Origin of the sequence: Luteimonas suaedae (assembly GCF_008312895.1) — a bacterium.
GTDB lineage: Bacteria > Pseudomonadota > Gammaproteobacteria > Xanthomonadales > Xanthomonadaceae > Luteimonas > Luteimonas suaedae.
This window is the reverse complement of the sequence record NZ_VSSP01000001.1, coordinates 783,522-807,225: the sequence shown is the minus strand read 5'-3', so window position 1 is coordinate 807,225 and position 23,704 is coordinate 783,522. Positions and strand designations below refer to the sequence as shown.

The following is a 23,704-nucleotide window of genomic DNA, read 5'->3' as shown; positions in this document are numbered from 1 at the left end:
CCATGGCCGGCCGCGTGCACCTGACAGCTCGATTCAGTCCCCGCGCGGTTTGATGCGTGCGCCGTCGCGCAGATCGTCGGCCGGATACAGCACCACCTGCTCGCCTTCGCGCAGGCCTTCTTCCACTTCCGCCTCGCGGTCGTTGCGCGGCCCCAGGGTCAAGGTACGCAGCCGTGCGCGGCCGTCCTCGGCGACGAACACCGCCCAGTCCCCGCCCTCGCGGAACAGGCTGCCGACCGGCAGCTTGAGGGCATCGGGCTTTTGCCAGACCACGATCCGCACCTCGACCCGGTAGGCGTCGCCGAGCGCCTCGCGCGCCTCCACCGGATCCTCGAAATCGATGATCACGTTGACGCGTTGTTCCTCGACCCCCAGCGCCGAGATCTTGAGGAAACCGGCCGGCTCGATCCGCCGCACCCGTCCGCGCAGCGTCTCGCCGCCGCCCCACTGCTCGATCCGCACCGGATCGCCGGACGATACCCCCACCGCCTCGGAAGACAGCAGGTCGGAAACGATCTCCAGGCCGCGGGCGTCGCCGACTTCCAGTAGCTCCGCGCCGGCGGGTACCACGCCGCGGCTCTCGCGCAGGCGCCGGAGCACCACGCCGTCGACCGGTGCGAACACCAGCAGGTCGTCGCCGTCGATGTCGCCGGCATCGGATGCATCGGGCGCGGGGTCCTCCGCGACGGCGCCTTGCCGGATCAGCCGCGCGCGCGCGGCCGCCAGTTCGTGCCGCGCCTGTTCGACTGCATGCTCTGCCGATTCGACGGCGTCGCGCGCCGCCTGCGCCTCGGCCTGTTGCGCCTCCATCGTGTCGCGGGCGATGGCGCCGCTGTCCTGCAGGTCGCGCAACCTGGCGTAGCGCTGCTGCGCCCGCGTGGCCACGGTCGCGGCGCGCGCGCGCTCGGCCTGCGCGCGTCCGAGTGCGGCCTGGGCCGCCTGCATGGCGGCTTCGGTCTCGGCGCGCGTGCGCACGTCCAGCGGCACCGGCGCCGAGGGACGCAACCGCGCCACCACCGTGCGCCCGGCCTCGACCGGATCGCCCGGTTCCAGTTCGATGCGGCGGATCTCGCCGGCCGCCGGCGCTGACACCATGTAGCGCTCGCGCACCCGGGTTTCGCCTTCCTCGTCGACGGTGACCAGCAGCTCGCCGACGGTCGCGGTGGCGAGGTCGACCTCCATCGCGCGCGGCCACAGCGCCACCAGCAACAGGACCAATACCACTGCGGCGCCGAACAGTACGCTGCGCTTCTTCAGGAAGCCTAAGCGACCGAAGAAGGCGGGAATCCTGCGCAGGGAATCGCGGAGACGCGGCATCGTGCTCACTCCTCGAAAGTCATTCTCGTGTCTTCAGGACGCCGACCAGGTCGAGCCGGTCGAGCCGGCGGCGCACGATCAGGCCGGAGACGGCGGCCGCGGCGATCACCACCAGCGCCGACCAGGCCATGGTGGCGGAGGTGATCGCCAGCGGAAATCGATAGACCTCGCTCTCGATCGAGCGCACCATCGCCAGCGCCATGCCGTAGCCCAGCGCCATGCCGAGCGGCAGCGCGAGCGCGGTCAGGATGGCCAGCTCGCCGAGCAGGATCAGCGAGATCTCGGCGCGGGTGAAGCCGAGCACGCGCAGGCTGGCCAGCTCGCGCGAGCGTTCCGACAGCGACACGCGCGCGGCGTTGTAGATCACGCCGAAGGCGATGATGCCGGCGAACAGCACGTTGATGCCGATCATCAGGCCGATGTTCTGCGCCAGCGTCTCGCGGAAGTTCTCGATCACGGTGCGCTTGATCGCCACGCCGGCGATCACCGGCAGCGCCTTGAGCGCCCGCGACAGCGCCTGCTCCTGCGCCGGGTCGATTTTCAGCGCCGCGCCGGACAGGGTGCCGCCCTCGCGCATCAGGCGGCGTACCGCCTCGATTTCCATATAGGCCGACAACCCGACCGCGTCGTCGACCAGCCCGGCCACCTGGGCTTCGCGGCGCGGCCGGCTGCCCTGCAGGATGTCGAGGGTGACGCGGTCGCCGGGCGCGACGTCGAGCACGCGCGCCAGCATCGTCGACAGCACCAGCCCCTCCGGCGGCAGCGCCACCGCCTGCCCGTCGCTGTCGACGATGCGGCGCAGCCGCGCATCGGCGGGCAACCCGGTGATGGCCAGGTCGCGGTGGTGAAAGCCCGCGCGCAGGCGCGCCGGCACCGTGCGCTGCGGTTCCACCGCCAGCACGCCGGGTAGCCGTGCCAGGGCATGGTGTGCGGTCGACGACGCCGGCTCGACGAAGTTGACCGTCACGTCCTGGCGTTCGGCGACCGAGAACTGGATCGTGATCAGGCGCTCGGTGGAGGCGACCAGCGCGAAGCCGAACAACAGGATGCCGGCGGCGAAGGCGATGCCGGTGACCGACGCCAGCGCGCGCAGCGGCTGTCGTTCGAGGTTGCGCAGGATCATGCGCGTGGCCATGCCGAACCGCTCGCGCAGCCCGGGCCGCTCGATCAGGCTGCGCCGGTAACGTGCCGGTGGCTCCGGCCGCATCGCCTCGGCCGGCGGGATGCGCACCGCGCGCCGTACCGCCGAATACGCGCCCGCCATCGCCGTCAGCAGGCTGACCGCCACCGCGCCGAGCACGACCGCCGGCGAAACGCGGTAGTCGGTGTCGGGAAAGCTGAAGTACTGCGCGTACAGGTCGGTCATGGCCGCGCCGAGCCAGGCGCCGGCGGCCACCCCCAGCAGCGCGCCCGCCGCGGCGATCGCCAGCGCCCATTTCAGGTAATGCCAGGCGAGTTCGTCGTTGCGGTAGCCCAGCGCCTTGAGCGCGGCCAGCTGCGGCCGCTGCAGCGCCAGGGCGCGGCTGAGCGCGACGTTGAGCACGAACGCGGCGACCAGCAGGAAGATCGCCGGCACCGCGATGCCCATGCTGCGCAGCTGCTGGAGTTCGGCGTCCAGCGTCCAGTGCGAGGGCTGCAGCGCGCGCGGGATGGCGCCGAGGCCGCCGTAGCGCTCCAGCAGCGTGTCCAGCCGGGCGATGACGTCGTCGGTCAGCGCCCCCGGCGCCAGTTTCAGGATGACGTCGTTGAATCCGCCCTCCATGTCGAAGGCGCTGGCCAGCGCGCGCCGCTCCATCCAGAACACACCGAACAGCCGGTCGTCGGGCACCAGCTCGCCGGGGCGGATGCTGTAGACGTACTCCGGCGACAGCACGATGCCGACGATCTCCAGCGTGCGCTTGCGGCCGTTGATGATGGCCGCCACCTGGTCGCCGACGTGGAAGCCGTGCGCCTCGGTGAAGGACTCGCTGGCCATCACCTCGTCGGCGCGTGTCGGCGAGATCCAGCGTCCGGCGCGCAGGTGCAGGTCGTTGAGGTCCGGGCGCCGGTCCGCCGGCACCGAGATCAGGCGGCCGCTGGCCGGCTCCTGCAGGCCGGGCACGTCGAGCACCACGTCGGCCACCACCCGGCTTTCCGCGCGCACCACGCCGGGGAGGGCGGCGATACGCTCGATCAGCGGCTCGGGCGCGCGCTTGAGCGAAGCGAACACGTCGGCGAAGCGCTGGCGTTCGTAGTACGCCTGCTGGGTGCGCTGCAGCGACTGGAAGTTCGACAGGTACATCACCCACATGGTCATGCCGGCGGCGAGCACCAGCGCGATCGCCGTCGCCTGGCCGGCCATCGCCAGCAGGTCGCGCAGCAGCTTGCGGTTCAGTGCCGAGATCGCCATCGGCCGTCACCATTCCAGTTCGTCGGGCGAGCGCTTGTGCGCGTTGCGCTCGCTGGAGACGATGCGGCCGTCGGCCATGCGCAGCACCACGTCGGCCATGTCGGCGATCGAGGCGTTGTGGGTGATCACGAGCGTGGTGGTCCCCATCTCGGCGTTGACCTGCGCCAGCGCCTTGAGCACCACCACGCCGGTGGAGAGGTCGAGCGCGCCGGTGGGCTCGTCGCACAGCAGCACCGCCGGCCGCTTGGCGACCGCGCGCGCGATCGCCACACGCTGCTGCTCGCCACCCGACAGCTGCGAGGGGAAATGGTCGAGCCGGTGCTCGAGGTCGACCAGCGCCAGCGCTTCCTCCGGCGACAGCGGGTCGTCGACGATCTCGGTCACCAAGGCGACGTTCTCGCGCGCGGTGAGGCTCGGGATCAGGTTGTAGAACTGGAATACGAAGCCGACGTGGTGGCGGCGATAGCGGGTCAACGCTGCTTCGTCGCCGGCGTTGAGTTCATCGCCGCGATAGCGGATGCGGCCGCTGCTCGGCGTGTCGAGGCCGCCGAGCAGGTTGAGCAGGGTCGACTTGCCGGAGCCGGAGGCGCCGAGCAGTACCACGAAGTCGCCGTCGCGCAGGCGCAGATCGACGTCATCCAGCGCCTGCACCCGGACCTCGCCCATGGTGTAGACCTTGTTGAGGCCCTCGACTTCGAAGACAGGGGTGGCGTCGTCGGTCATGGCGTCGGATCGCGGCAGGCGGGATCGCTGCTCGATCGGCAGTCAGTCGGCGGGCGGTTCGAACATGCGCCGGAACATGTCGAGCATCAGCCGGGGCAGGGTGTCCTTCTGCTCGGCCGACAGCTCGTCCCAGTGATCGACGAACCAGCGGTCGAGTGCACCGCGCAGGCCGAAGATCGCGGCCAGCAGCAGGTCCTCGGGCATGTCGCTGCGGATGCAGCCGATCTTCTGGCCGTGGCGCATGAAGGTGCGGCGGATCGCGTTGATCTGTTCGATCTTCTCCTGCGCGATCCGCTGCGCGCGCTCGTCCGCGGGCGGGTGGTAGAGCGGGCGCCAGACGCCGACGTACCACGGGCGTTCGCGCAGCAGCGCCCGCGAACGCTCGGACAGCCGTTCCAGCGTCGGCCAGAAGGTGTCGGCCTGCAGGTGGCTGAAGTCGCCGATCTCCTCCGGCACGCCGAGCGTCCAGGCCCAGTCCATCACCGCCTGGAACAGGTCGATCTTGTCGTCGAAGTAGTAGTAGAACTGGCCCTTGCTCAGGCCCAGGCGCTCGATGATGCGGTTGAGCGAGGCCTGGTCGTAGCCATGCGCGGCGAACTCTTCGCCGGCGGTCTCCAGCACCTGTTCGCGGCGGGCTTCGTCGAGTTTGAGGAATCTTGGTCGCGGCATGTGGATGCTCTACACGGAACAGCTGGACCGATCGGTAGGACTTTTCGGTTGGACCAGTTGGTCTAATCCTCCACGCAGGCGCCGGGATGTCAAGCGAATGCGGCTGGAGGCGTCTGCGGGTGGTGCCGGGCGACGCGGCCAACGTCGAAAAGCTGCCCCGGACTTGGGCCGCCATCCTCCGGCGACGACCGGCATGGTCGCCCTCCATAGGAGCGCGCCATGCGCGCGATGCCGCGGGTGCTTCGCCGCCTGCGGATTCCGATGGCCGGCGCGCCTGCCGGTCCAGGATCGCGCCATCCACCGGGTCCTGCCGGCACCCGCGGCATCGCGCGCGTGGCGCGCTCCTACGGAGGAGGGCGATCCTGGGCCCGGCCAGGAAAAGCAGTAGGGTCGAGGAACGCGATCAGTCGTCCAGGTACGCGCCGCAGCCGGCATAGGTACGTTTGCCGACCTGCAACCGCACGCTGGCCTCGAAAGGCTCGCCGCTCATGGGATCGGCACAGGCCTCGCGTTCGATATCGAGCCGGACGACGGTGCCCTCGGTGGTCGTCCCCTCGAAGCCGCCGTCGTCGGCCCTGGGTTCGGCGTTTTCCACTTCGATGAAGCGCTCGCCGTAGTCCAGCTGTGCGGTCAGCGTCGGCCGGTCGCCGCTGCCGACTTCGAGCAGCCAGCCGGGCTCCTGGCCGATCGCGCGGAAACGGACGCCACGCGCGGCGGCGGCGTCCCAGGGCGAGACCTGGGTGGTCGGCAGGCAGGTGCGGGGCGGATCGCCGTGCAGGGTGAGCGTCGCCGTCTCGCCGTCGAACCGGAATTCGTTGCTTTGCTGGTCGGCGTAGGCGGTCCCGGACGCGGATGCTTCTGGCGCGAGCACCAGCCTGCGCCCGGACAGGGACAGCGTGAGCGGCCCATCACCGGCATCGACGCGGCTGGCGACCAGGATCTCGTCGCAGCGGAAGCTGCGGCTGGTCGAGGCATCCGATGGCGGAACCATGGCGTCGCCGTCGCCGGAATCGATGGTGGAAACAGCTTCGAGCTCGGGGTCCGCGGTATCCGTCGGCTGTTGGCATGCGGACAGGCATGTTGCGAGGACGACGGTCAGTGTTGCGGTCTCGGCGATGTTCATGGGCAAGCTCCTTGCCTGGCAGGCCGGTTCAGGGCGTTGGCAGGCGGATCATCCTGAACTTGATCGTGCCGGGTTCGTCGGGTTCGAACGGCACCGGCTCGGCAGTCGCGAAGAATGTCTCCCCCTGCGGCGTGGTCAGGTTGGCGGTGATGCCGTAGCGGCCGCCCTTCTTCAGGCGCGCGGGGTCGTAGGGAAGAACGAACGCATAAGGAGGCCCGGCGATATCGCTGAAGGCGGCCTCGGCAATGATTGCCTGCTGGCTGTCGGCTGCGACATCACGGTCCACCAGCCGCACCGACAGCACCGAGTCGGTCGGCATCAGCATCTTTTCGAAGTAGGTGGCGCTGCCGCGGATCACGGCGCGATCGGGCCCGGCGGCTTCAACGATCGCGTCGCTGTCGACGCGAGGGCCGGAGAACGGCGACTGGCAGGCGCCGACCGCCATGGCCAGGCAGCAGGCGACGGAGGCGAGGCGGACGTGCATCGGATGATTCCTTGGCGATCCTGGGCGAGCATAGCGTGGGGTGGATGAGGTCAGCGTACAGGCGACAGGCGCAGCCGAGCCATGACGCCGAAGTGGTCGCTGGGCCAGGTGCCGGCGGCGTCCGGCCGGTCGAGTACGCGGTGCGCTTCGAGCACCTCGAAGCGCCCGCGTTGCACGAAGACATGGTCGATGCGTTCGTGCCGGTCGGGGAAGTAGTGCGGATTGAGCGTGGTGATGTTCTTGCCGGGGTGGGTGCTGCCGAGCGTGTCGACGTAGCGTTCGGCCAGGGGCTGCAGCTCCGGGCGGTCGGCCTCGGCATTGAAGTCGCCCATCAGTACCAGCGGCGTGCCGTCGTCGTTCTCGTCGATATGGGCCAGTACGTCCGCCAGTTGTTCGGCGCGCATCGCGCCGCCTTCCGCCGTGTGGTGCAGATGGGTGTCGTAGACGTCGACCGGCCTGCCGTCGACCGCGATGCGCACGTGCGCCACCGTGCGCGAGTCCTCGAGTGGCCGCAGCCGGCGTTCGCTGCGCGCGAGGATCGGGTGCCGGGTGAGGATCGCGTTGCCGTAACGTTTGGCCTCTTCTTCCGGCGCCGTGGAGACGAAGTGGTATTGGTAACCCAGCGCCTCGGCGATGTCCTCGGCCTGGTTGCGCAGGGTCTCGTGCTGCAGCACCTCCTGCAGGCCGATGACGTCCGGCCGCAATTCGCGCAGGCCCTCGATCACCAGCGGCCGGCGCCGGTCCCAGCCGTCGCGGTCGTGGTAGATGTTGAGGGTGACGACGCTGAAGGTCGCGCCGTCACCGCCCGCCGATGCAGCCGGCGCGCGCGATGCGTTGCTGGCGCAGGCGTTCAGCAGCACGAGCGTTGCGACCGGTGCCAACAGGCGGGCGAGGGTGCGGATCATCGCGGGGCGTGTTCGGTCCGGTAGACGGGGTAGAGATTGTGGCGCTCGTCCCAGGCGCTGTGCCGCTGGTAGAAGAAGTCCAGGCGCGCGCGCGGGCTGTCGGCGAAATCGGCGTCCTCGCGCAGGCGGCGTTCGAATTCGGCCTTCAGCTGCGGGTCGGCGGCCAGCATCTCGCGCGCCACGTCCTCGGCGACGTAGGCCTCCATGTATTCCTTGCGCTCGAAGTGGTTGTTGAAGAATCCCCAGGAGGCGAACGAATCCGGCGCCTGCGGCTCCAGCAGCGCCGTCACCAGGCGCGCCTTCGGTTGCGCGATCGGCACGAACAGGGCGCCGGCGGGCACGTCGCGTGGCTCGGCCTTCCACTCGCCCTCGAGCGTCAGCATCTGGTGACCCTCGACCGTGGCGGCCGCCAGCGCCGTACTGTCGGCGCGGAAGGTCTGGACGTCAGCCCGGGGCAGGGCGCGCGCGATCCGGGTGTAGCCGATGCCGTGCACGTCCAGTTTCTCCGCGATCCACGCCGCATGCGCCGGCGGCACCAGATAGCCCGCGCCAGGGGCCGTAACGCTGCGGTCCGGCACCACCTCGTCGCGCAGCGGCACCGTCCAGACCTGCGGCGTGGTTTCGTCGTAGCGGGTCATCAGCGCGCCGGAGATCTCCGACGGCTCGCGCGTGTACGCATAGCCGCGGAAGTCGATCGTGCGGCTGGCGTCGGTGGCCTTGTAGTCGAGCGGCACCGGCCGTCCGCCCAGTTGCGCGGCACGCGCGTCCGCCTCGTGCGCCAGGCGCAGCCAGTCGTGGCCGTCGCGGGCCGTACGCTCCAGCACCGACACCACGGTGTTGCGGGTGATCCGCACCCGGTGCGGGTAGTCCTTCCAGGAGTGCGTTTCGACCAGCATGGCGAGGCGGTTGCGCAGCGGGAAATAGCCGGTGGAGAACCGCGGCGGCGAGACCCCGTCCTCGAAGCCGGACGCCGGATTGTCGTATTCGACCAGCGACGGATAGAACGGCAGCGGCAGCGATCCCTGCGCGGCAAGATCGTCGATCACCCCGTCGCGCAGCGCGCGCCCGGCTTCGCGCAGGGCCTCGTCGCCGGAATACAGCGGCTCGACCTGGATGGCGATGTCGTGCTCGAACTGGGCGCCGTTGGTGACGTGCAGGTCGATGGTGGCGATCGGGTCCCACTCGTTCACCAGGCGCAGCATCGCCTGCATCTCCGGCGCGTCGGCCTTGGCGTAGTCGCGGTTGAGGTTGTAGTTCTGCGCGGTGGTGCGCCAGCCCATCTCCTCGGGACCGCGCTGGTTGGGGCGGTTCCAGGCGCCGAAGCGCTCGTGGCCGTCGACGCTGAACACCGGCACGAACACCCACACCAGCCGTTCCAGCGCGCCGGGCGCGGCTTCGCCGTCGAGCGCCTGGCGCAGCGCCAGGAAGCCGGCGTCCTTGCCGTCGATCTCGCCGGCGTGGATGCCGCCCTGCATCAGCACCACCGGCAGGCCGCGCTCGCGCGCCGCCGCAGGCGTGAGCGCGCCGCTGCGCGAGACGGCGAGGGCCTTCATCGGCCGGCCTTCCGGCGAGGTGCCGAAGTCGAAGCAACGCACCGCGTCCGGGTAGGCCTTGGCGAAGGCGTCGCACAACGCGATCACCTCGTCGTAGCGGCCGGTCTGCACGAAACCGCTGCGTTCGGACGCGGTGACGAGTGCGGGATCGGGAGCGGCGGAGACGGACATGGCGGGGAGCAGGCAGGACAGCAGCGCGGCGGCGAGCGACAGACGGTTCATTGGCACCGGGGCGTGATCGGGAAACGCCAATGATGCCCGTTTGCGCGCCAGACTGCAGTGCGCGCAGAGGCACGATCCGCATGCGCCGGCACGCGGCGGCGCATGGATGCGCTAGGCTTCGCTTTCCGCGTCCACCGTGGACGTCCGGCAATGATCACTGCCGCAATCGGCATCTGGAGAAGGGATGGAATCGATCGTCACCCTGGCCATCATCGGCGTCACCGCACTGGTGTCATGGCAGGCGTTCAACAATCCGCAGCTGCTCGCGCGGCTGATCCTGTGGCCGCCGGCGATCGACCGCCATCACCAGTACGAGCGACTGGTCACCCATGGCTTCATCCATGCCGACTGGATGCACCTGCTGTTCAACATGATCACGCTGTATTTCTTCGGCAGCGTGATGGAGCAGTTCTTCGCCGAGCGCATCGGCGCGCTCGGATACCTGGCGTTCTACCTGTCGGCGATCGTGGTGGCGATCCTGCCGACCTACATGCGCCACCAGCGCGATGCGCACTACCGCAGCCTTGGGGCCTCCGGCGCCGTGTCGGCGGTGTTGTTCGCCTTCATCCTGCTGGCGCCATGGGCGCCGATCTACCTGTTCCTGATCCCGATCGGCATCCCGGCGTTCGTGTTCGCGCTGTTCTACCTCGGCTACAGCATCTGGATGGATCGCCGCGGCGGCGGCAACGTCAACCACAGCGCGCACCTGTGGGGCGCCGCCTATGGCATGTTGTTCACGGTAATGATGGAGCCGCGCGTGGCGACCACGTTCCTGCAACGGCTGGCCCAGCCTTCGTTCGGCTCGTGAGCGGTCCGCCATCCCGTCTCCCGGCATCTCAGGCGGCTGTGGCGTGGCGCGAGTCGTCGGCTTCCCGGCCGTAGGTCCGGATCAGGCCGCCATAGATCAGCTGGTCGAGCCGGAGGTATTCGCCGCCGCCCGTCTTTCCCTCGCGGGCGAGCTGGTAGAGGCGGTCGACGGCTTCGCGTTCGGCTGCGTGTTCGGACGTGGACATCGCCGGCTCCCGTGTCGGCTCGATGGTGTGGTACCTGGAATACGAAGCATCAAGCGTGCCAGGAAATCTGCGGGCGTCTTCGCAGAGTCGCTGACGTTCTGCGTCATCCGCCCGACATTCTCCGGCGGCAGCTGACACGACAGCGGCGCTGCCCTCACCGTGAATGAATCCCCGTTGTGCTATTCCCGGCGGCGAAGATCCGAACACTCGAGGGAGACACGATGGCAATCACCCGCGCCAAGGCGACCGGCCTGCTCAACAAGACCGAGATGGGCCTGTACGACGACAGCCGCGCCAATGCCCTGCGGCGACTCGGCGAGGCCGAGCTCGGCAGGCGTATCGAGCGCACGCGCAAGGCGCGCGATCGCGCCCGTGACCTCGTGCAGCGGCAGAAGCTGGCCGCGCGCGGACGCACTGGCGGCAAGCGCAGCCCGGGCGCCGCCGACAACCAGCGCAGCAAGGACAAGGCCGAGTTGCTGGCGGACATCCTGAAGCGCTTCGAGGCGCAGCTGAAGCAGGCGCGGACAGCCGGGGCGGCAGCGGCCCGGGCCGGCAAGACGCCAGCCAAGCGTGCCGCCGGGAAGAAGACGCCGGCGAAGGCGCCGGCGAAGCGGGCGCCGACGAGGCCGGCCGCGAAGAAGACCGCCGCGAAGAAGACCGCCACGAAAAAGACCGCCGCGAAAAAGACCGCCACGAAAAAGGCCGCCGGAAAGGCAACGAAGGGTACGACCAAGCCCGCTAAGAAGGCGGCTACCGGCAAGCCTGCGAAGAAGTCGGCGCGCAAGCGCGGAATCACGCCGCAGCAGGCGCTCGCCAACACCCGCGCGTTGCTGGAAGCCAAGCAGGAGCAGGCCCGGCAGCCGAAGCCATGGCAGTCGACGGACGGGCAGGGCGAGCGGGCCGCGGATACCGGTTTCCAGTCGTCCGACGCCGCGCGGCGCGCCGAGGACCTGCACGCCGGGGAGAGCCGCCTGCCGGCGATCCAGGGCAGCATCAGCACGCGCGACCGGCTCAACCAGGGCAAGCGCGACCATCGGGGGTCCACGGAGGATTGAATCGTGGCCGAGTCCAGCGCGGCAGCCGCGATCCGCCATGACCGCCGGCGCGGACTGTTCGAAGTCGAAGTCGAGGGGTACGCGGCGCAGCTGGCCTACCGCCTGGAGGACGGGGTCATGGCGATCACGGGTACCCGGGTGCCGCCGCCGGTGGGCGGCCGCGGGATCGCCGGCCGCCTGGTCGATGCGGCGCTGCAGCATGCGCGGGCGGAAGCGCTCAGGGTCGACCCGCGCTGCGCCTACGCCGCGGCCTACATCGACCGCCATCCCGAGCATGCCGGGCTGCGGGTCTAGCCCGGCGGTAGCCCGGATCGCACCGCCATGCAACCTTGTTCACACTTGCGCCCGGAAGTAAGGTATGGTGCGCGGACTGTTCAAAGCCGGGATCACGGTACATCGTGGCTCCGATGCGGTAGATCAAAGGCTGTACGGTCGGCGTTGCCCGGTCGGGACGATCCGCTCCATCGCTTTCGCGTTACCCCTTGCTCGACAGTCTCGGCGCCGCAGTGTGCGGGTCGTGTCCCAATCCAAAAAACTGTGTTTCAAGGAGTAACAGCAATGGCTGAGCGTCAAACCGGTACCGTCAAGTGGTTCAACGATGCAAAGGGCTTCGGCTTCATCACCCCCGAGAGCGGCCAGGACGTGTTCGTCCATTTCCGTTCGATCGTGGGCTCGGGCTTCAAGTCGCTGCAGGAAGGCCAGAAGGTGTCCTTCGAGGTCGTCCAGGGCCAGAAGGGCCTGCAGGCCGACAACGTCGAGCCGATGTAACTTCCGGCCCGTACCGGATCTATCGAGAAACCCGGCTTCGGCCGGGTTTTTCTTTGCCCGCTTGCATTTTTCCGTCACGCGGCCGGCGCTATGCTGAATCTGGTACGAAGTGTCCGGGGAAAGGAGCTGCCGATGAAACGAGGCTTGATCTGTGTGCTGCTGGTGCTGGCCGTGGCCGCCTGCCAGCGCGAGGCCGAGGCGCCGCAGTCGCCGCAGGACCCGAAGGCCCCGCAGGCGGACACGGATTCGCCGGACACGGTGGACCCGTCCGGCGATGCGGTACCGAACCTGGAGGACGTGATCGAGCACGATCCGCGCTACGTCATCGGCATCAGCTATCCGCCCGAGGCGAAGCAGTACCCCGGCCTGGCGGTCGAGCTCCACCGCTATGCCCAGGCCGCACGGGAGGAGCTGCTCGAGGCGGTGGCGAACCTCGGCCAGGGAACCCCGTCGGCGCCCTACGACCTGTCGCTGGAGTTCAGCGTGGTCGCGAACACGCCGCGGGTGGTCGCGATCGCGGCCGATGGCAGCAGCTATACCGGCGGCGCCCACGGCAATCCGCTGGTCGCGCGTTTCGTGTGGCTGCCGCAGCAGGAGCGGCTGCTGCGCGCACCGGACCTGTTCGGCGACCAGGCGGGCTGGCAGGCGGTGTCGGACTACGTGCGCGAGCAGCTGCACGCGGAGTTGTCGACCCGGGTGGATGCCGAAGACCTGGAACCCGCCGAGCGTTCGCAGGCGATCCGCGCGGCGGGGCAGATGATCGACGAGGGCTCCGGCCCGGCGCCGGACAACTTCGAGCAGTTCGAGCCGGTGATGGGCGTCGACGGCCGCATTCGCGCGCTGCGCTTCGTGTTTCCGCCCTACCAGGTCGGCCCATATGCCGACGGCACGCGCCGCGTCGTGGTGCCGGCCGACGTGCTGGCGCCGCACCTGGCGCCGCCGTTGCGGGAGCTGTTCGCCAGCAGCTGAATGCGCGGCTCTCCGGCGTTAGACTGCCGGCACGACGGCAGAAGGGTCCGGCTCAGGCGACATGTTCAGCAGCGATCGACTTCGGCGGCGGATGCAGACGCTGCTCGCGAGCGCCGACATCCGCATCGACGGCACGCGCGAATGGGACCTGCAGGTACACGACGAGCGCTTCCACGCGCGAGCGCTCGCACAGGGATCGCTCGGTCTCGGCGAGAGCTACATGGACGGCTGGTGGGACACCGCGTCGCTCGACGGACTGCTGCTGCGCCTGATCCAGGCACGTCTGGACGAGCGTGTCCACGGCATCGGCGAACTGCTCGACGGCCTGCGCGCGCACCTGTTCAACCTGCAGCGCGGCCGCCGCAGCTACGTCGTCGGCGAACGCCATTACGATCTCGGCAACGATCTCTACGCCGCCATGCTGGGCCGGCGCCTGGTCTACAGCTGCGGCTACTGGCGCCGAGCCGACGACCTGGACGCGGCGCAGGAGGCCAAGCTCGACCTGTGCTGCCGCAAGCTCGGCCTGCGACCGGGCATGCGGCTGCTCGATATCGGCTGCGGCTGGGGCGAGATGCTCAAGTACGCGGCCGAACGCTACGGCGTGTCCGGCGTCGGGGTGACGATCTCGCGCGAGCAGGCGGACTACGCCCGGCAACTGTGTGCCGGCCTGCCGGTCGAGATCCGGTTGCAGGACTACCGGGAGATCGACGAGCGCTTCGACCGGATCGTCTCGATCGGGATGTTCGAGCATGTCGGCGCGAAGAACTACCGCGCCTATTTCGACATCGCGCGGCGCTGCCTGGATGCCGACGGGCTGTTCCTGCTGCACACCATCGGCAGCAACGTCTCGCGCCGCCGCACCGATCCGTGGATCGCGCGCTACATCTTCCCGAACTCGATGCTGCCGTCGGCGGCGCAGATCACGCAGGCATCGGAGCGGCGCTTCGTGGTCGAGGACTGGCACAACTTCGGCACCGACTACGACCGCACCCTGCAGGCCTGGCGCGAGAACGTCGAGTCGGCCTGGCCGCGGCTGCCGTCGCGCTACGACGAGCGCTTCCGGCGCATGTGGCGGTTCTACCTGGCCGGATCGATGGCCAGCTTCCGCGCCCGGCGCATCCAGCTGTGGCAGATCGTGCTCTCGCCCGAGGGCGTGCCCGGCGGCTACGTGGCGCCGCGCTGAATTCCTGCGAATCCCCGGTTTGCCGCGAATGAGGCGATCGGCATTCGCCCGCGCGGTCTTCGGCGGCCTTCCGGCCGGATCGCGGGCAAGCGAGTATCGGGAAGCGACTCGAAACCCGGCCGGACGGCCGCCTCGACGGCACATTCAAGGGCCCACCGCCGCCTCGTGGCCATCGGCGGCATGCGACGATCTGCGACGTGCGTTGTATCGCGGGTGCGGCGACCGTCCGCTTTCGTCCCGCGATCGTCAACGCGCCGCAACCTGGAGCGGTGACGCTGTGGGTGCCGGGCGTGGCAGGGGGCGCCGGCGCATCCCCCATTCAGGAGGCACGACGCCATGTACCCGCAGTTTCTGCATCGTTTCGTTCGGCAAGGATTCGCCCCCGCAATCGCCGCACTGCTGGTTTCCGCCTGCAGCCTTGGCGCCTACGCGCAGGAGGCCGAGGTGAGCGCCGGGGCCGAGCACGCGCGGCCGCACCGCGACCGCCACGGCCTGATCGTCATCGCCCATCGCGGGGCGAGCGGCTATCGCCCGGAGCACACGCTCGAGGCCTACCGCCTGGCGATCCGCCAGGGCGCCGATTTCATCGAGCCGGACCTGGTCGCCACCCGCGACGGCGTGCTGATCGCCCGCCATGAGAACGAGATCTCCGGCACCACCGATGTCGCCGAACGTACGGAATTCGCCGCGCGCCGCGCCACCAAGAGCGTCGACGGCGTGCCGGTCACCGGCTGGTTCACCGAGGACTTCACCCTCGCCGAGATCCGGACCCTGCGTGCGCGCGAGCGGATCCCCGAAATCCGCCCGCGCAACGCCCGCCATGACGGCCGCTACCAGGTGCCGACCTTCGCCGAGGTGGTGCGGCTTGCGAAGCGGGAAAGCCGGCCCGGCCGCATCATCGGCGTGTATCCGGAAACCAAGCACCCGACGTATTTCGCGCACGAGGGGCGGCGCCTGGACGGCGAGCCGATCGGGGTTTCGCTGGGCGCGAAGCTGATCGAGACGCTGGTGGCGGAAGGCTTCACCGACCCCAAGCGGGTCTACATCCAGAGCTTCGAGGTCGAGAACCTGCTGCAGTTGAAGACGCAGATCATGCCCGCGGCCGGGGTCGAACTGCCGCTGGTGCAGCTGTACAGCGATTTCGAGGATGCCACGCCTTACGATATGGCCTACAACGCTGCGCAGGGCAACGACACGGCGGCGGTGTACGGCGATCTGGCTGCGCTGGTGGAGGATGGCATCGGTGCCGACACGCGCTACGGCGCGCTGGCCACGCAGCCGGTGCTGGCGTGGATGAAGACGCACTACGCCAGCGGCGTCGGGCCGTGGAAGAACGACCTGCTGCTGCGCATGCCGCTCGATTCGCCGGTCGACGTCGACGGCGACGGCCGCAACCAGCTGGCCACGCGCAACACCGGCCACGTGCATCCGATGCTCGGGCATGCGCTGGACCTGGGGTTGAAGGTGCACCCTTATACGCTGCGGGCCGAGGAGCCGTTTCTCACCCTGGCCCCCAACGGCGTGCCGCAATCGGTGGTCGGCGAGGCGGTGCAGTGGTATGCGCTGGGCGTGGACGGCTTCTTCATCGACCAGCCGGATCTAGGCGTGGCGGCGCGCGAGATCTTTCTGGATCTGGCCGAACCGCTCTAGAAACCGAGGAACGAAGGGAGAGGAACGAGAAACGAGTCGAAGCACCTGCACTCGTTTCTCGTCAAATGATACGTAGCGGCCGGGCGTGCCGTTACGACCACATGGCGCCGAGCTGGCTGAGGGTGCCCAGTGACAACCCCTGCGTAGGACCAGGAGGCTGCGACTGTGCCATCGGAAACGACTCACAGTTCTGCGCTCTCGTGTTCGGATCCGACGCGACGTTATCGGCGGCCCGTTGTGCTGCTTCGGCCGCACTGGCGGCATGCTCTGCCGCACGAGCAGCGATGTCCGCTGCCACGTCCGCAAACTGATCCGGTGACTGTGCCGCTGCAGCCGCCTTTGCGGCAGTCTCCGCAGCTTGCTGTGCGTCTTCGGCCGCCTGCTTCGCCGCATCCGCCAACGCCTGAGCGGCCGTCGGATCGCAGGCTACCTCTGCGGCGGCCGCAGCGTGTGCTGCCTCCGCTGCGGAAGCTTTCGCGTCCTCTGACGCCTGCTGGGCCGCTGCCTCGGCTTCGGCCTGGCTGCCGTAGGAGTCATTGGCGGCGCTGGAAGCTTCTGCGCCTGAAGCGCCTGACGTGTCTGAACCACCGCCACCACCTGATACGCCCGATGCGGAATCCGTCATGAGAGGCTCTCCTTGAAGGTTGAAAGGCGCGGTATTGGCACGATCTGCCCAACGGAGCAGATCTTGAAGGCGGCAGGCTAGCCGCCTTCCAAGGGGGCGGCTACCTGGGGTGAGCCCCAGGGCCTAGTGTTTACTCCTCCCCGGGTGTGACGTCCTCGGCTCCGGATTCGGGAGGCGCGCTGTCGTCGGGCGTCGGCGACAGGCCGCGCTTCTCCAGCAGCGGGCCGATATCGGGATCGGCGCCGGAGAAATCGCGGAACAGCTGCAGCGCGTCCTTGCTGCCGCCCTGCGACAGCAGGGTGGCGCGGAAGCGATCGCCGTTGGCGCGGGTCAGGCCGCCGTTCTCCTCGATCCACTTGACGGTGTTGGCGTCGAGCACCTCGGACCAGATGTAGGCGTAGTAGCCGGCCGAGTAGCCGCCCATGATGTGGCTGAAGTAGGGCAGCTTGTAGCGCGGCGGCACCGCGGCGAAGTCGATGCCGTCGGCGGCGAGCGCAGCGGCCTCGAACTGCACGATCTCGTCCGCGGCCGGGATGTCGCCGCCCTCGGCCTGGTGCAGGCGTTGGTCGAGCATGGCCGCGGCCAGGTACTCGGTGGTGGCGAAGCCCTGATTGAACTTGGCCGTCTCCAGCACCTTGTCCAGCAGCGCCTGCGGCATCGCCTCGCCGGTCTCATGATGCTTGGCGTAGTTGGCCAGGATCGAGGGCCAGTCGGCCCACATCTCGTTGACCTGCGACGGGAACTCGACGAAGTCGCGCGGCACGCTGGTGCCGCTGAAGTAGGGATACTTCACGTCCGAGAACATGCCGTGCAGCGCATGGCCGAACTCGTGGAACCCGGTGGTGACCTCGTCCCAGGTCAGCAGCGTCGGCTGGCCCGCCTGCGGCTTGGGCACGTTGAGGTGGTTGGCGACCACCGGCTTGGTGCTCTCCAGCTCCGACTGCTCGACGTAGGAGTTCATCCAGGCGCCGCCGCGCTTGGAATCGCGCGCGTACGGGTCGAAGATGAAGATCGCCAACTGGCTGCCGTCGGCGTTGAACACGTCATAGACCCAGGTGTCCGGGTGATACTTGGGCAGGTCGGTGCGCGGCTTGAAGGTGATGCCGTAGACCTCGGTGGCGGCGTGGAAGATGCCGTTCTCCAGCACGTTCATCATCTCGAAGTAGGGCTTGAGCTGCGATTCGTCGAAGTCGTACTTCGCCTGGCGCACCTTCTCGGTGTAGAAGGCCCAGTCCCACGGCTCGAGCTGGAAGCTCTCTTCGCCCTTGGCGGCCTGCTCCTGGTCGATCATCGCCTGCAGGTCGGCCGCCTCGCGCCTGGCGTTGGCGACCGCCGCCGGCGCCAGCTGGCCGAGCATGGCGTTGACCGCCTGCGGGGTCTTGGCGGTCTCGTCCTCGAGCACGTAGGTGGCGTGGTTGGGATAGCCGAGCATCTCGGCGCGCTCGTCGCGCAGCTTGACCACCTGCGCGATGATGCCGGTGTTGTCCCACTCGTTGCCGCGCGCGCCGCGCGCCACCGAGGCCTTGAAGATGCGCTCGCGCAGCGCACGGTTGGTCAGCTGCGACAGCGGCGGCTGGCCGGTGGTGTTGAGCAGGGTGATGACGTACTTGCCTTCGTGGCCGCGCGACTTCGCCGCCTCGGCGGCGGCGGAGATCTGCGCGTCGGTGAGGCCGTCCAGTTCCTCGCGGGTATCGACCACCACGGCCGAATCGTTCACCTCGGCCAGCACGTTCTGGCTGAACTTGGTGCCCAGGTCGGCGAGTTCGGCGTTGATCTGCTTCAGGCGCACCTTCTGCGCCTCGTCCAGGTCGGCGCCGGCGCGCACGAAATCGGTGTAGTAGCGCTCGACCAGGCGCGTGCCCTCTGCGTCCAGGCCAAGGGAAGCGCGGTTTTCGTACAGGGTCTTCACCCGCTCGAACAGCTCGGGGTTGAGCGAGATCGCGTCGCGGTGCGCGGCGAACTTCGCCGAGTAGTCGGCCTGCAGCTGCTTGCGCGTGTCGTTGGTGTCGGTGCCGACCAGGTTGAAGAACACGCGCGTCGCGCGGCCCAGCAGCTGACCCGATTTCTCCAGTTCGAGGATGGTGTTCTCGAACGTCGGGGCCTCCGGGTTGCCGGCGATCGCGTCGATTTCTTCGAGGTTCTGCTTCATTCCCGCATCGAAGGCCGGGGCGAAGTGCTCGTCGCGGATCTTGTCGAACTGCGGGTACTGCAGCGGCAGCGGGCTCTGCTCGAAGAACGGATTGGCCTGCTGGGCGTCGGCGCTGGACAAGGCGGACTCCGGGGTCGCGGACTGGGCGAGGACGGGCGCGGCGGCGAGCCCGGCGAGGGCGACGGCCAGCGCGAGACTGAGCGGGTGCTTCATCGTGGAAATCCTGGGCAGTACGGAATTTCCAAGCATAGCTGAAGCCCCCGACCGGGGACCCATGACCATTGGCACAGGCACCAGAGCGTACCGACATTCCCCTTCCATGCCCCACTGTCCTTGTAGGACGGGCTTCAGCCCCGAACCCGGCACGAGCCAGAAAGATCCATTCACCCAGCTTCCCACCCGGCACCGCACGCGCCCTGTTTGCTCGCTGCGATCTTCGGCGGGTCGGGGCTGAAGCCCCTCCTACAGGCGTAACGTCGGTATCGCCCCTAGAGCGTCTCGAACTGGCGTGCGATCCAGGACAGCTGGTAGAGCAGCCCGGCGACCACGAAGACGCCGTGGTACCAGGGATTGCGGGTGGCGATGGCGATCAGGCTGAGGACGACGTAGGCGCCATTGCGCACCAGGTATTCGGGGCCGAAGTGGCGGAAATACTCCGGGCCCTTGATCCAGGTATCGGCGAGATCCACCACGTACACCAGCGCCAGCAGGCCGAAGAACCAGTGCCGGCGGGCGTAGAAGTACTCGCGATAGTCACGGTACTCCGCCGCGCTGTCGGAAAACACGAAGGCGCACAGCAGGTACAGCAGCAGCGCATACAAGGTGACGAACAGGTAGAGGTTGAAGGTCCACGCCACCAGGTGCGAGAGCCGGAACTCCCACCACCAGAAGTGGATCAGGTACAGGAACACCGACAGCGCCCATAGCAGGTGCACCCAGTACACGCGCCTGCGCCGCGGGTTCTCGATGATGTTGGCGAAGTTGCGCAGCAGATGGGTCAGGCCGAGGCCGATGATCATGCCCAGCAGCACGCGGACGTGCACGTACAGGGTCACCAGGGACGCGCCGTCCGGACTCGATAGGGTTTGCGGCATCGCGGTTACCTGGGTGGACCGGTCGGCGCCAGATTAGCGCCTGCTCGGGGCCGATGCCCAGACGCCACCGGGCAGGCGCCGGGCCGGGGTCGCCGCCGGCGCAGGCGCGGCGGCTCGATATCGTGTTCCGGACCGGACGATGAAGAACGGGATCGCATCGAACCGCTTAGACTGCCGTCATGGCGCATGTGCGCCGAGCCGAAGCGCTTGCGATCCAGCGCATGCAATCGAAGGAGTCGCACCATGCAAACCGCCTACGACTTCAGCGCCACCGACATCGAAGGCGTCGAGCAGTCCCTGTCGCAGTACGCGGGCAAGGTGTTGCTGATCGTGAACGTCGCCTCGAAATGCGGATTCACCCCGCAGTACGCCGGGCTGGAGGCCCTGTGGCGCGAGTATCGCGATCGCGGGCTGGTGGTGCTGGGCTTTCCCTGCGACCAGTTCGGGCACCAGGAACCCGGCGACGAGGCGGAGATCCGCAACTTCTGCTCGCTCGAATACGACGTGAGCTTTCCGCTGTTCGCCAAGGTCGAGGTCAACGGCGGCGGCGCGCATCCGCTATGGACATGGCTGAAGGCGCAGAAGGGCGGATTCCTCGGCATCGGCGCGATCAAGTGGAACTTCAGCAAGTTCCTGGTCGGGCGCGACGGCGCGGTGATCGCGCGCTACGCGCCGAACGATACGCCCGAGTCGCTGCGCGCCGACATCGAGGCGGCCCTGGGCCGATAGCCCGCCGAAAGGATCGATGGCCACGGATCAACGCGGATGTGCACGGATCAGGCGCTCTGGAACGAGCCGCCGCTTCCCTGTGACCGTCGATCCGCGGCAGAGCGCCTGTGCGATGCGCGTCAGCGCACGATCGTCACCGGAATGTCGGTCTGCGCGATCACCTTGCTCGAGACGGAACCGAGCAGCACGCCCTGGACCGCGCTGCGGCCGTGCGAACCCATCACGATCAGGTCGACGCGCGGCTTGTGCGCCACCTTGAGCACGGTCTCGGCGATCTCGCCGATCTCCAGGCATTCGCGCACCTCGACTTTCGCCCGCGCCAGCGCCCGCCGGGCAGGGGCCAGCATGGTGGCGTGATTCTCGGCGTGATGCCGCTGCGCGGCGGCCGCGCCGATCTTCCGTTCGACGCCGGGGAACAGCGGCAGGTCGACCGCGAGCAGGATGAGCTGCGCCGGCGCGGTCAGCTGCCGGCCGAGCCGGATCGCGAACTTGACCGCACGCAGGCTGATGTCGCTGCCGTCGACGGCGACCAGGATCTTCATCGTTCGACTCCACGGACGTGTTCCCGGGATTCTACGAGCAGCCGCGCCTGGCCGTCTTGATCGGGGTTATGGGCTCGGCTTCCAGCCGGTCCTGCTCGCCGCGCTACTTCTCGACGAACGCACGCTCGAACACGTACTGCCCCGGGGTGCCGATGCGTGGTGCGGCAGCGAAGCCACGGGCGTCGAGCAGGGCGCGGAAATCGGCCAGCATCTGCGGGCCGCCGCAGATCATGGCGCGGTCGTGCGCCGGGTCGAGCGGCTCGATGCCGAGCTGCCGCATCATCCGCCCGTCGGCCATCAGCGCGGTCAGGCGGCCGCGATGGTCCTGGCCGTCGAAGACGAAGTCCTCGCGGGTGACGGCGGGGTAGTAGCGCAGCCGTGCCGCGATCTGTTCGCCCAGCAATTCGTGCCGCGGCAGCTCGTTGACGATGTAGTCACGGTAGGCCAGGTCGCCGGGGCGGCGCACGCCGTGGCACAGGATGACCCGCTCGAAGCGTTCGTAGGTCTCGGGGTCCTTGAGCACCGCCAGGAACGGCGCCAGCCCGGTGCCGGTGCCCAGCAGGTACAGGTTGCGGCCCGGGTGCAGGTCGTGGATCAGCAGGGTGCCGGTGGGCTTGCGCCCGACCAGCACCCGGTCGCCGGGACGGACGGCGCGCAGGCGCGAGGTCAGGGCGCCGTCGGGCACCTTGATGCTGAGGAACTCCAACTGCTCCTCCCAGTTGGCGCTGGCGATCGAGTACGCACGCAGCAGCGGCCTGTCGTCGACTTCCAGCCCGATCATCACGAACTGGCCGTTGTCGAAGCGAAAACCGTCGTCGCGGGTGGTGGTGAAGCTGAAGTAGTCGTCCGTCCAGTGACGGACGTCCAGCACCGTTTCGGTGCCAAAGGCAGCGGACATGCGGGGGATGGCGTAAAGCGGACTGTCGTAGATTGTACCGGATTGATGAGACCGGTTCTCATCTTTGTGCCCTCCACATCCGCGACAGGCGGGCTACGGCACACTGCCGGCATGCCCCGCACGCTTTGGACCGTCGGCCATTCGACCCGCGACTGGGACGCGTTCGTCGCGCTGCTGACGGCGGCCGGCATCGAAACCGTGGCCGACGTGCGTCGCTTCGCCGGTTCCCGGCGACATCCTCAGTTCTCCGGAGCGGCGATGGCCCGGGCGCTGCCGCAGGCCGGGCTGGCCTATGTGCCGATGCCCGGGCTCGGCGGGCGCAGGCCGCCACGGCCGGACTCGCCGAACACCGCCTGGCGCAACGCCGGCTTCCGTGGCTACGCCGACTACATGGCCACGCCGGAATACGCCGCCGCCCGCGATCGCCTGGGTGATCTGGCGCTGGCGTCGCGCACGGCGATGCTGTGCGCGGAGGCGGTCTGGTGGCAATGCCATCGCGGGCTGATCGCCGACGACTTCAAGGCGCGTGGCTGGGAGGTGATCCACCTGCTGGCGGCCGGGCGCACGCAGCCGCACCCGTACACGTCCGCGGCCCGGATCGTCGACGGGCGCCTGGATTACTCCGCGCCCGCGGACGACCAGCACCCGCTGTTCTGAGGCGATGGAGGCCCGCCGATGGCGGGCCTCCGGACGCCTGGCCGATCAGCCGCAGCAGTAGCAGACGCCGGCGATGTAGCTGCCGCCGAAGCCGGGGCATTCGGACTCGCAGACCCAGCTGCAGGAGTTGGCCTGCGCCTTCTCCGCGGTGCCGCTGGCGACCGCCTGCATCGCGCCGAATCCCATGACCCCGGCGAAGGCGGCCGCGACCAGCAGCTTGCGCAACGAAACTTTCGAACGCTTCATGGTGTGCTCCTCGTTTGCGTGGCGGCCGCAGGGGGCGTGTCCGTACGCATTGCGGCCAGGATCGAACCGACCTGGTCCATGGTGTCGATGGTGCCCAGATGCGAATGCAGCACGCGGCCGTCGGCGCCGATCACCAGCACCAGCGGCACGCTGCTGCCGCGAAACAGCATCAGCGTGCGGCGGTCGGCGACCGCGGCGACCGGGAAATCGAAGCCGTGCTCGCGCACGTAGCCGGCCAGTGCGCCGGCCTCCGCGTCGCCGACCCCGATCATCTGCACGCGTTGGCCGAAGGCATCGTCGAGGCGCCCGGCCAGGGCGCGCACCATCGGCACCGACGCCAGGCAGTAGCGGCATTGCGGGGTGAAGAAGTACAGCACCTGGAAATCGCCGGAGACGCCGCCCAGGGTGAGCGCCTCGCCGCGCAGCCCTTGGGCCGGCACGGCCGGGACGTACATGCCGTAGTAGGGGCGCGTGGCGCGTTCGGCGAGCCAGTCGCGCTGGGTGCGCAGCTCGCGGTTCTGCCAGGCCAGCACCGCGACCAGCGCGAGCGAGAGCAGCAGGGCGATCGGCAGGAGGGGGAGCTTGCGCACGGTGGCGAGCGTCCATTCGCGGCAGCGGCGCCGCCATGTCGCGAAGCTAGCGACCGGCCAACCGACGCGTCAATGCGGCAAGGATGACCGGCTGCGCAGTTCCGCACGGACGCACCGCGCGGGTGCGCCCGCGATCACCGGGCTGTGCGCC

25 protein-coding genes are annotated in these 23,704 nt (G+C 68.9%); 9 read left to right on the top strand and 16 right to left on the bottom strand.

Going from position 1 to position 23,704, the window contains the following annotated elements; genetic code table 11:
• Positions 1-33 precede the first annotated feature (33 nt).
• The 8 genes from FXO19_RS03480 to FXO19_RS03445 all read right to left on the bottom strand — a co-directional run bounded on the left by FXO19_RS03480 (position 34) and on the right by FXO19_RS03445 (position 9,385).
• The gene (locus FXO19_RS03480) at positions 34-1,317 is read right to left on the bottom strand and encodes an efflux RND transporter periplasmic adaptor subunit (RefSeq protein WP_149193637.1); all 1,284 of its coding nucleotides are present in this window, start codon (positions 1,315-1,317) and stop codon (positions 34-36) included.
• A 19-nt stretch (positions 1,318-1,336) separates the two neighbouring features.
• Positions 1,337-3,706, bottom strand: a complete 2,370-nt coding sequence (locus tag FXO19_RS03475) for an ABC transporter permease (RefSeq protein WP_223115410.1) — start codon at positions 3,704-3,706, stop codon at positions 1,337-1,339.
• A 6-nt stretch (positions 3,707-3,712) separates the two neighbouring features.
• The gene (locus FXO19_RS03470; RefSeq protein WP_149193636.1) at positions 3,713-4,429 is read right to left on the bottom strand and encodes an ABC transporter ATP-binding protein; all 717 of its coding nucleotides are present in this window, start codon (positions 4,427-4,429) and stop codon (positions 3,713-3,715) included.
• Between the two features lie 42 nt (positions 4,430-4,471).
• Complete coding sequence (locus FXO19_RS03465) at positions 4,472-5,098, bottom strand: TetR/AcrR family transcriptional regulator (RefSeq protein WP_149193635.1); 627 nt, start codon at positions 5,096-5,098, stop codon at positions 4,472-4,474.
• 403 nt (positions 5,099-5,501) lie between these two features.
• Complete coding sequence (locus FXO19_RS03460; RefSeq protein ID WP_149193634.1) at positions 5,502-6,221, bottom strand: MliC family protein; 720 nt, start codon at positions 6,219-6,221, stop codon at positions 5,502-5,504.
• 28 nt (positions 6,222-6,249) lie between these two features.
• Complete coding sequence (locus FXO19_RS03455; protein WP_187775607.1) at positions 6,250-6,666, bottom strand: YbaY family lipoprotein; 417 nt, start codon at positions 6,664-6,666, stop codon at positions 6,250-6,252.
• A gap of 89 nt (positions 6,667-6,755) precedes the next feature.
• Positions 6,756-7,610 carry an endonuclease/exonuclease/phosphatase family protein gene (locus tag FXO19_RS03450; RefSeq protein ID WP_149193632.1) on the bottom strand — a complete coding sequence of 285 codons (855 nt, stop codon included), beginning with the start codon at positions 7,608-7,610 and terminating at the stop codon, positions 6,756-6,758.
• Positions 7,607-9,385: a M14 family metallopeptidase gene (locus tag FXO19_RS03445; RefSeq protein ID WP_149193832.1), complete on the bottom strand. Its 1,779-nt coding sequence runs from the start codon at positions 9,383-9,385 to the stop codon at positions 7,607-7,609. Before FXO19_RS03445 ends, FXO19_RS03450 begins: the two co-directional genes overlap by 4 nt.
• A gap of 184 nt (positions 9,386-9,569) precedes the next feature.
• Here FXO19_RS03445 and FXO19_RS03440 point away from each other — a divergent pair, with 184 nt between their 5' ends.
• The gene (locus tag FXO19_RS03440; RefSeq protein ID WP_149193631.1) at positions 9,570-10,193 is read left to right on the top strand and encodes a rhomboid family intramembrane serine protease; all 624 of its coding nucleotides are present in this window, start codon (positions 9,570-9,572) and stop codon (positions 10,191-10,193) included.
• A gap of 28 nt (positions 10,194-10,221) precedes the next feature.
• Here FXO19_RS03440 and FXO19_RS19100 read toward each other — a convergent pair whose 3' ends face one another.
• Positions 10,222-10,398 (bottom strand): hypothetical protein, encoded by a 177-nt coding sequence (locus tag FXO19_RS19100; protein ID WP_187775606.1) that lies wholly within the window; start codon positions 10,396-10,398, stop codon positions 10,222-10,224.
• 221 nt (positions 10,399-10,619) lie between these two features.
• Here FXO19_RS19100 and FXO19_RS19095 point away from each other — a divergent pair, with 221 nt between their 5' ends.
• The 6 genes from FXO19_RS19095 (at position 10,620) to FXO19_RS03405 (ending at position 16,023) form a co-directional block, all read left to right on the top strand.
• Entirely contained in the window at positions 10,620-11,453 is an 834-nt protein-coding gene (locus FXO19_RS19095; protein WP_187775605.1) for a hypothetical protein, read from the top strand.
• A gap of 3 nt (positions 11,454-11,456) precedes the next feature.
• Entirely contained in the window at positions 11,457-11,747 is a 291-nt protein-coding gene (locus FXO19_RS03425; RefSeq protein WP_255516269.1) for a GNAT family N-acetyltransferase, read from the top strand.
• 264 nt (positions 11,748-12,011) lie between these two features.
• Positions 12,012-12,221: a cold-shock protein gene (locus FXO19_RS03420; RefSeq protein ID WP_149193628.1), complete on the top strand. Its 210-nt coding sequence runs from the start codon at positions 12,012-12,014 to the stop codon at positions 12,219-12,221.
• Positions 12,222-12,353: 132 nt separating this feature from the next.
• Positions 12,354-13,190: a DUF3298 and DUF4163 domain-containing protein gene (locus FXO19_RS03415; protein ID WP_149193627.1), complete on the top strand. Its 837-nt coding sequence runs from the start codon at positions 12,354-12,356 to the stop codon at positions 13,188-13,190.
• 61 nt (positions 13,191-13,251) lie between these two features.
• The gene (cfa, locus tag FXO19_RS03410) at positions 13,252-14,373 is read left to right on the top strand and encodes a cyclopropane fatty acyl phospholipid synthase (RefSeq protein ID WP_149193626.1); all 1,122 of its coding nucleotides are present in this window, start codon (positions 13,252-13,254) and stop codon (positions 14,371-14,373) included.
• A gap of 336 nt (positions 14,374-14,709) precedes the next feature.
• Entirely contained in the window at positions 14,710-16,023 is a 1,314-nt protein-coding gene (locus FXO19_RS03405) for a glycerophosphodiester phosphodiesterase family protein (RefSeq protein ID WP_149193625.1), read from the top strand.
• 91 nt (positions 16,024-16,114) lie between these two features.
• Here the strand turns inward: FXO19_RS03405 and FXO19_RS03400 are convergent, their stop codons facing one another.
• From FXO19_RS03400 to FXO19_RS03390, 3 genes are all read right to left on the bottom strand, one after another.
• Positions 16,115-16,648, bottom strand: coding sequence for a hypothetical protein (locus FXO19_RS03400; RefSeq protein ID WP_149193624.1), 534 nt, complete (start codon positions 16,646-16,648; stop codon positions 16,115-16,117).
• 130 nt (positions 16,649-16,778) lie between these two features.
• Complete coding sequence (locus tag FXO19_RS03395; protein ID WP_149193623.1) at positions 16,779-19,010, bottom strand: M3 family metallopeptidase; 2,232 nt, start codon at positions 19,008-19,010, stop codon at positions 16,779-16,781.
• Positions 19,011-19,285: 275 nt separating this feature from the next.
• A complete protein-coding gene (locus tag FXO19_RS03390) occupies positions 19,286-19,891 on the bottom strand; it encodes a hypothetical protein (protein ID WP_223115409.1) in 606 nt (201 codons plus the stop codon).
• Between the two features lie 243 nt (positions 19,892-20,134).
• On the opposite strand from FXO19_RS03390, the gene FXO19_RS03385 reads away from it, so the two are divergent.
• Positions 20,135-20,620, top strand: a complete 486-nt coding sequence (locus FXO19_RS03385; protein ID WP_149193622.1) for a glutathione peroxidase — start codon at positions 20,135-20,137, stop codon at positions 20,618-20,620.
• A 119-nt stretch (positions 20,621-20,739) separates the two neighbouring features.
• Here FXO19_RS03385 and FXO19_RS03380 read toward each other — a convergent pair whose 3' ends face one another.
• Together FXO19_RS03380 and FXO19_RS03375 are read right to left on the bottom strand one after the other, a co-directional pair.
• Positions 20,740-21,162: a universal stress protein gene (locus FXO19_RS03380; RefSeq protein ID WP_149193621.1), complete on the bottom strand. Its 423-nt coding sequence runs from the start codon at positions 21,160-21,162 to the stop codon at positions 20,740-20,742.
• A 103-nt stretch (positions 21,163-21,265) separates the two neighbouring features.
• Entirely contained in the window at positions 21,266-22,060 is a 795-nt protein-coding gene (locus FXO19_RS03375) for a ferredoxin--NADP reductase (protein ID WP_149193620.1), read from the bottom strand.
• A 111-nt stretch (positions 22,061-22,171) separates the two neighbouring features.
• On the opposite strand from FXO19_RS03375, the gene FXO19_RS03370 reads away from it, so the two are divergent.
• Positions 22,172-22,717 carry a DUF488 domain-containing protein gene (locus FXO19_RS03370; RefSeq protein ID WP_149193619.1) on the top strand — a complete coding sequence of 182 codons (546 nt, stop codon included), beginning with the start codon at positions 22,172-22,174 and terminating at the stop codon, positions 22,715-22,717.
• A 45-nt stretch (positions 22,718-22,762) separates the two neighbouring features.
• Here the strand turns inward: FXO19_RS03370 and FXO19_RS03365 are convergent, their stop codons facing one another.
• Both FXO19_RS03365 and FXO19_RS03360 read right to left on the bottom strand, forming a co-directional pair.
• Positions 22,763-22,963: a hypothetical protein gene (locus FXO19_RS03365; protein WP_149193618.1), complete on the bottom strand. Its 201-nt coding sequence runs from the start codon at positions 22,961-22,963 to the stop codon at positions 22,763-22,765.
• Positions 22,960-23,553, bottom strand: coding sequence for a TlpA family protein disulfide reductase (locus tag FXO19_RS03360; RefSeq protein WP_149193617.1), 594 nt, complete (start codon positions 23,551-23,553; stop codon positions 22,960-22,962). Before FXO19_RS03360 ends, FXO19_RS03365 begins: the two co-directional genes overlap by 4 nt.
• Positions 23,554-23,704 lie beyond the last annotated feature (151 nt).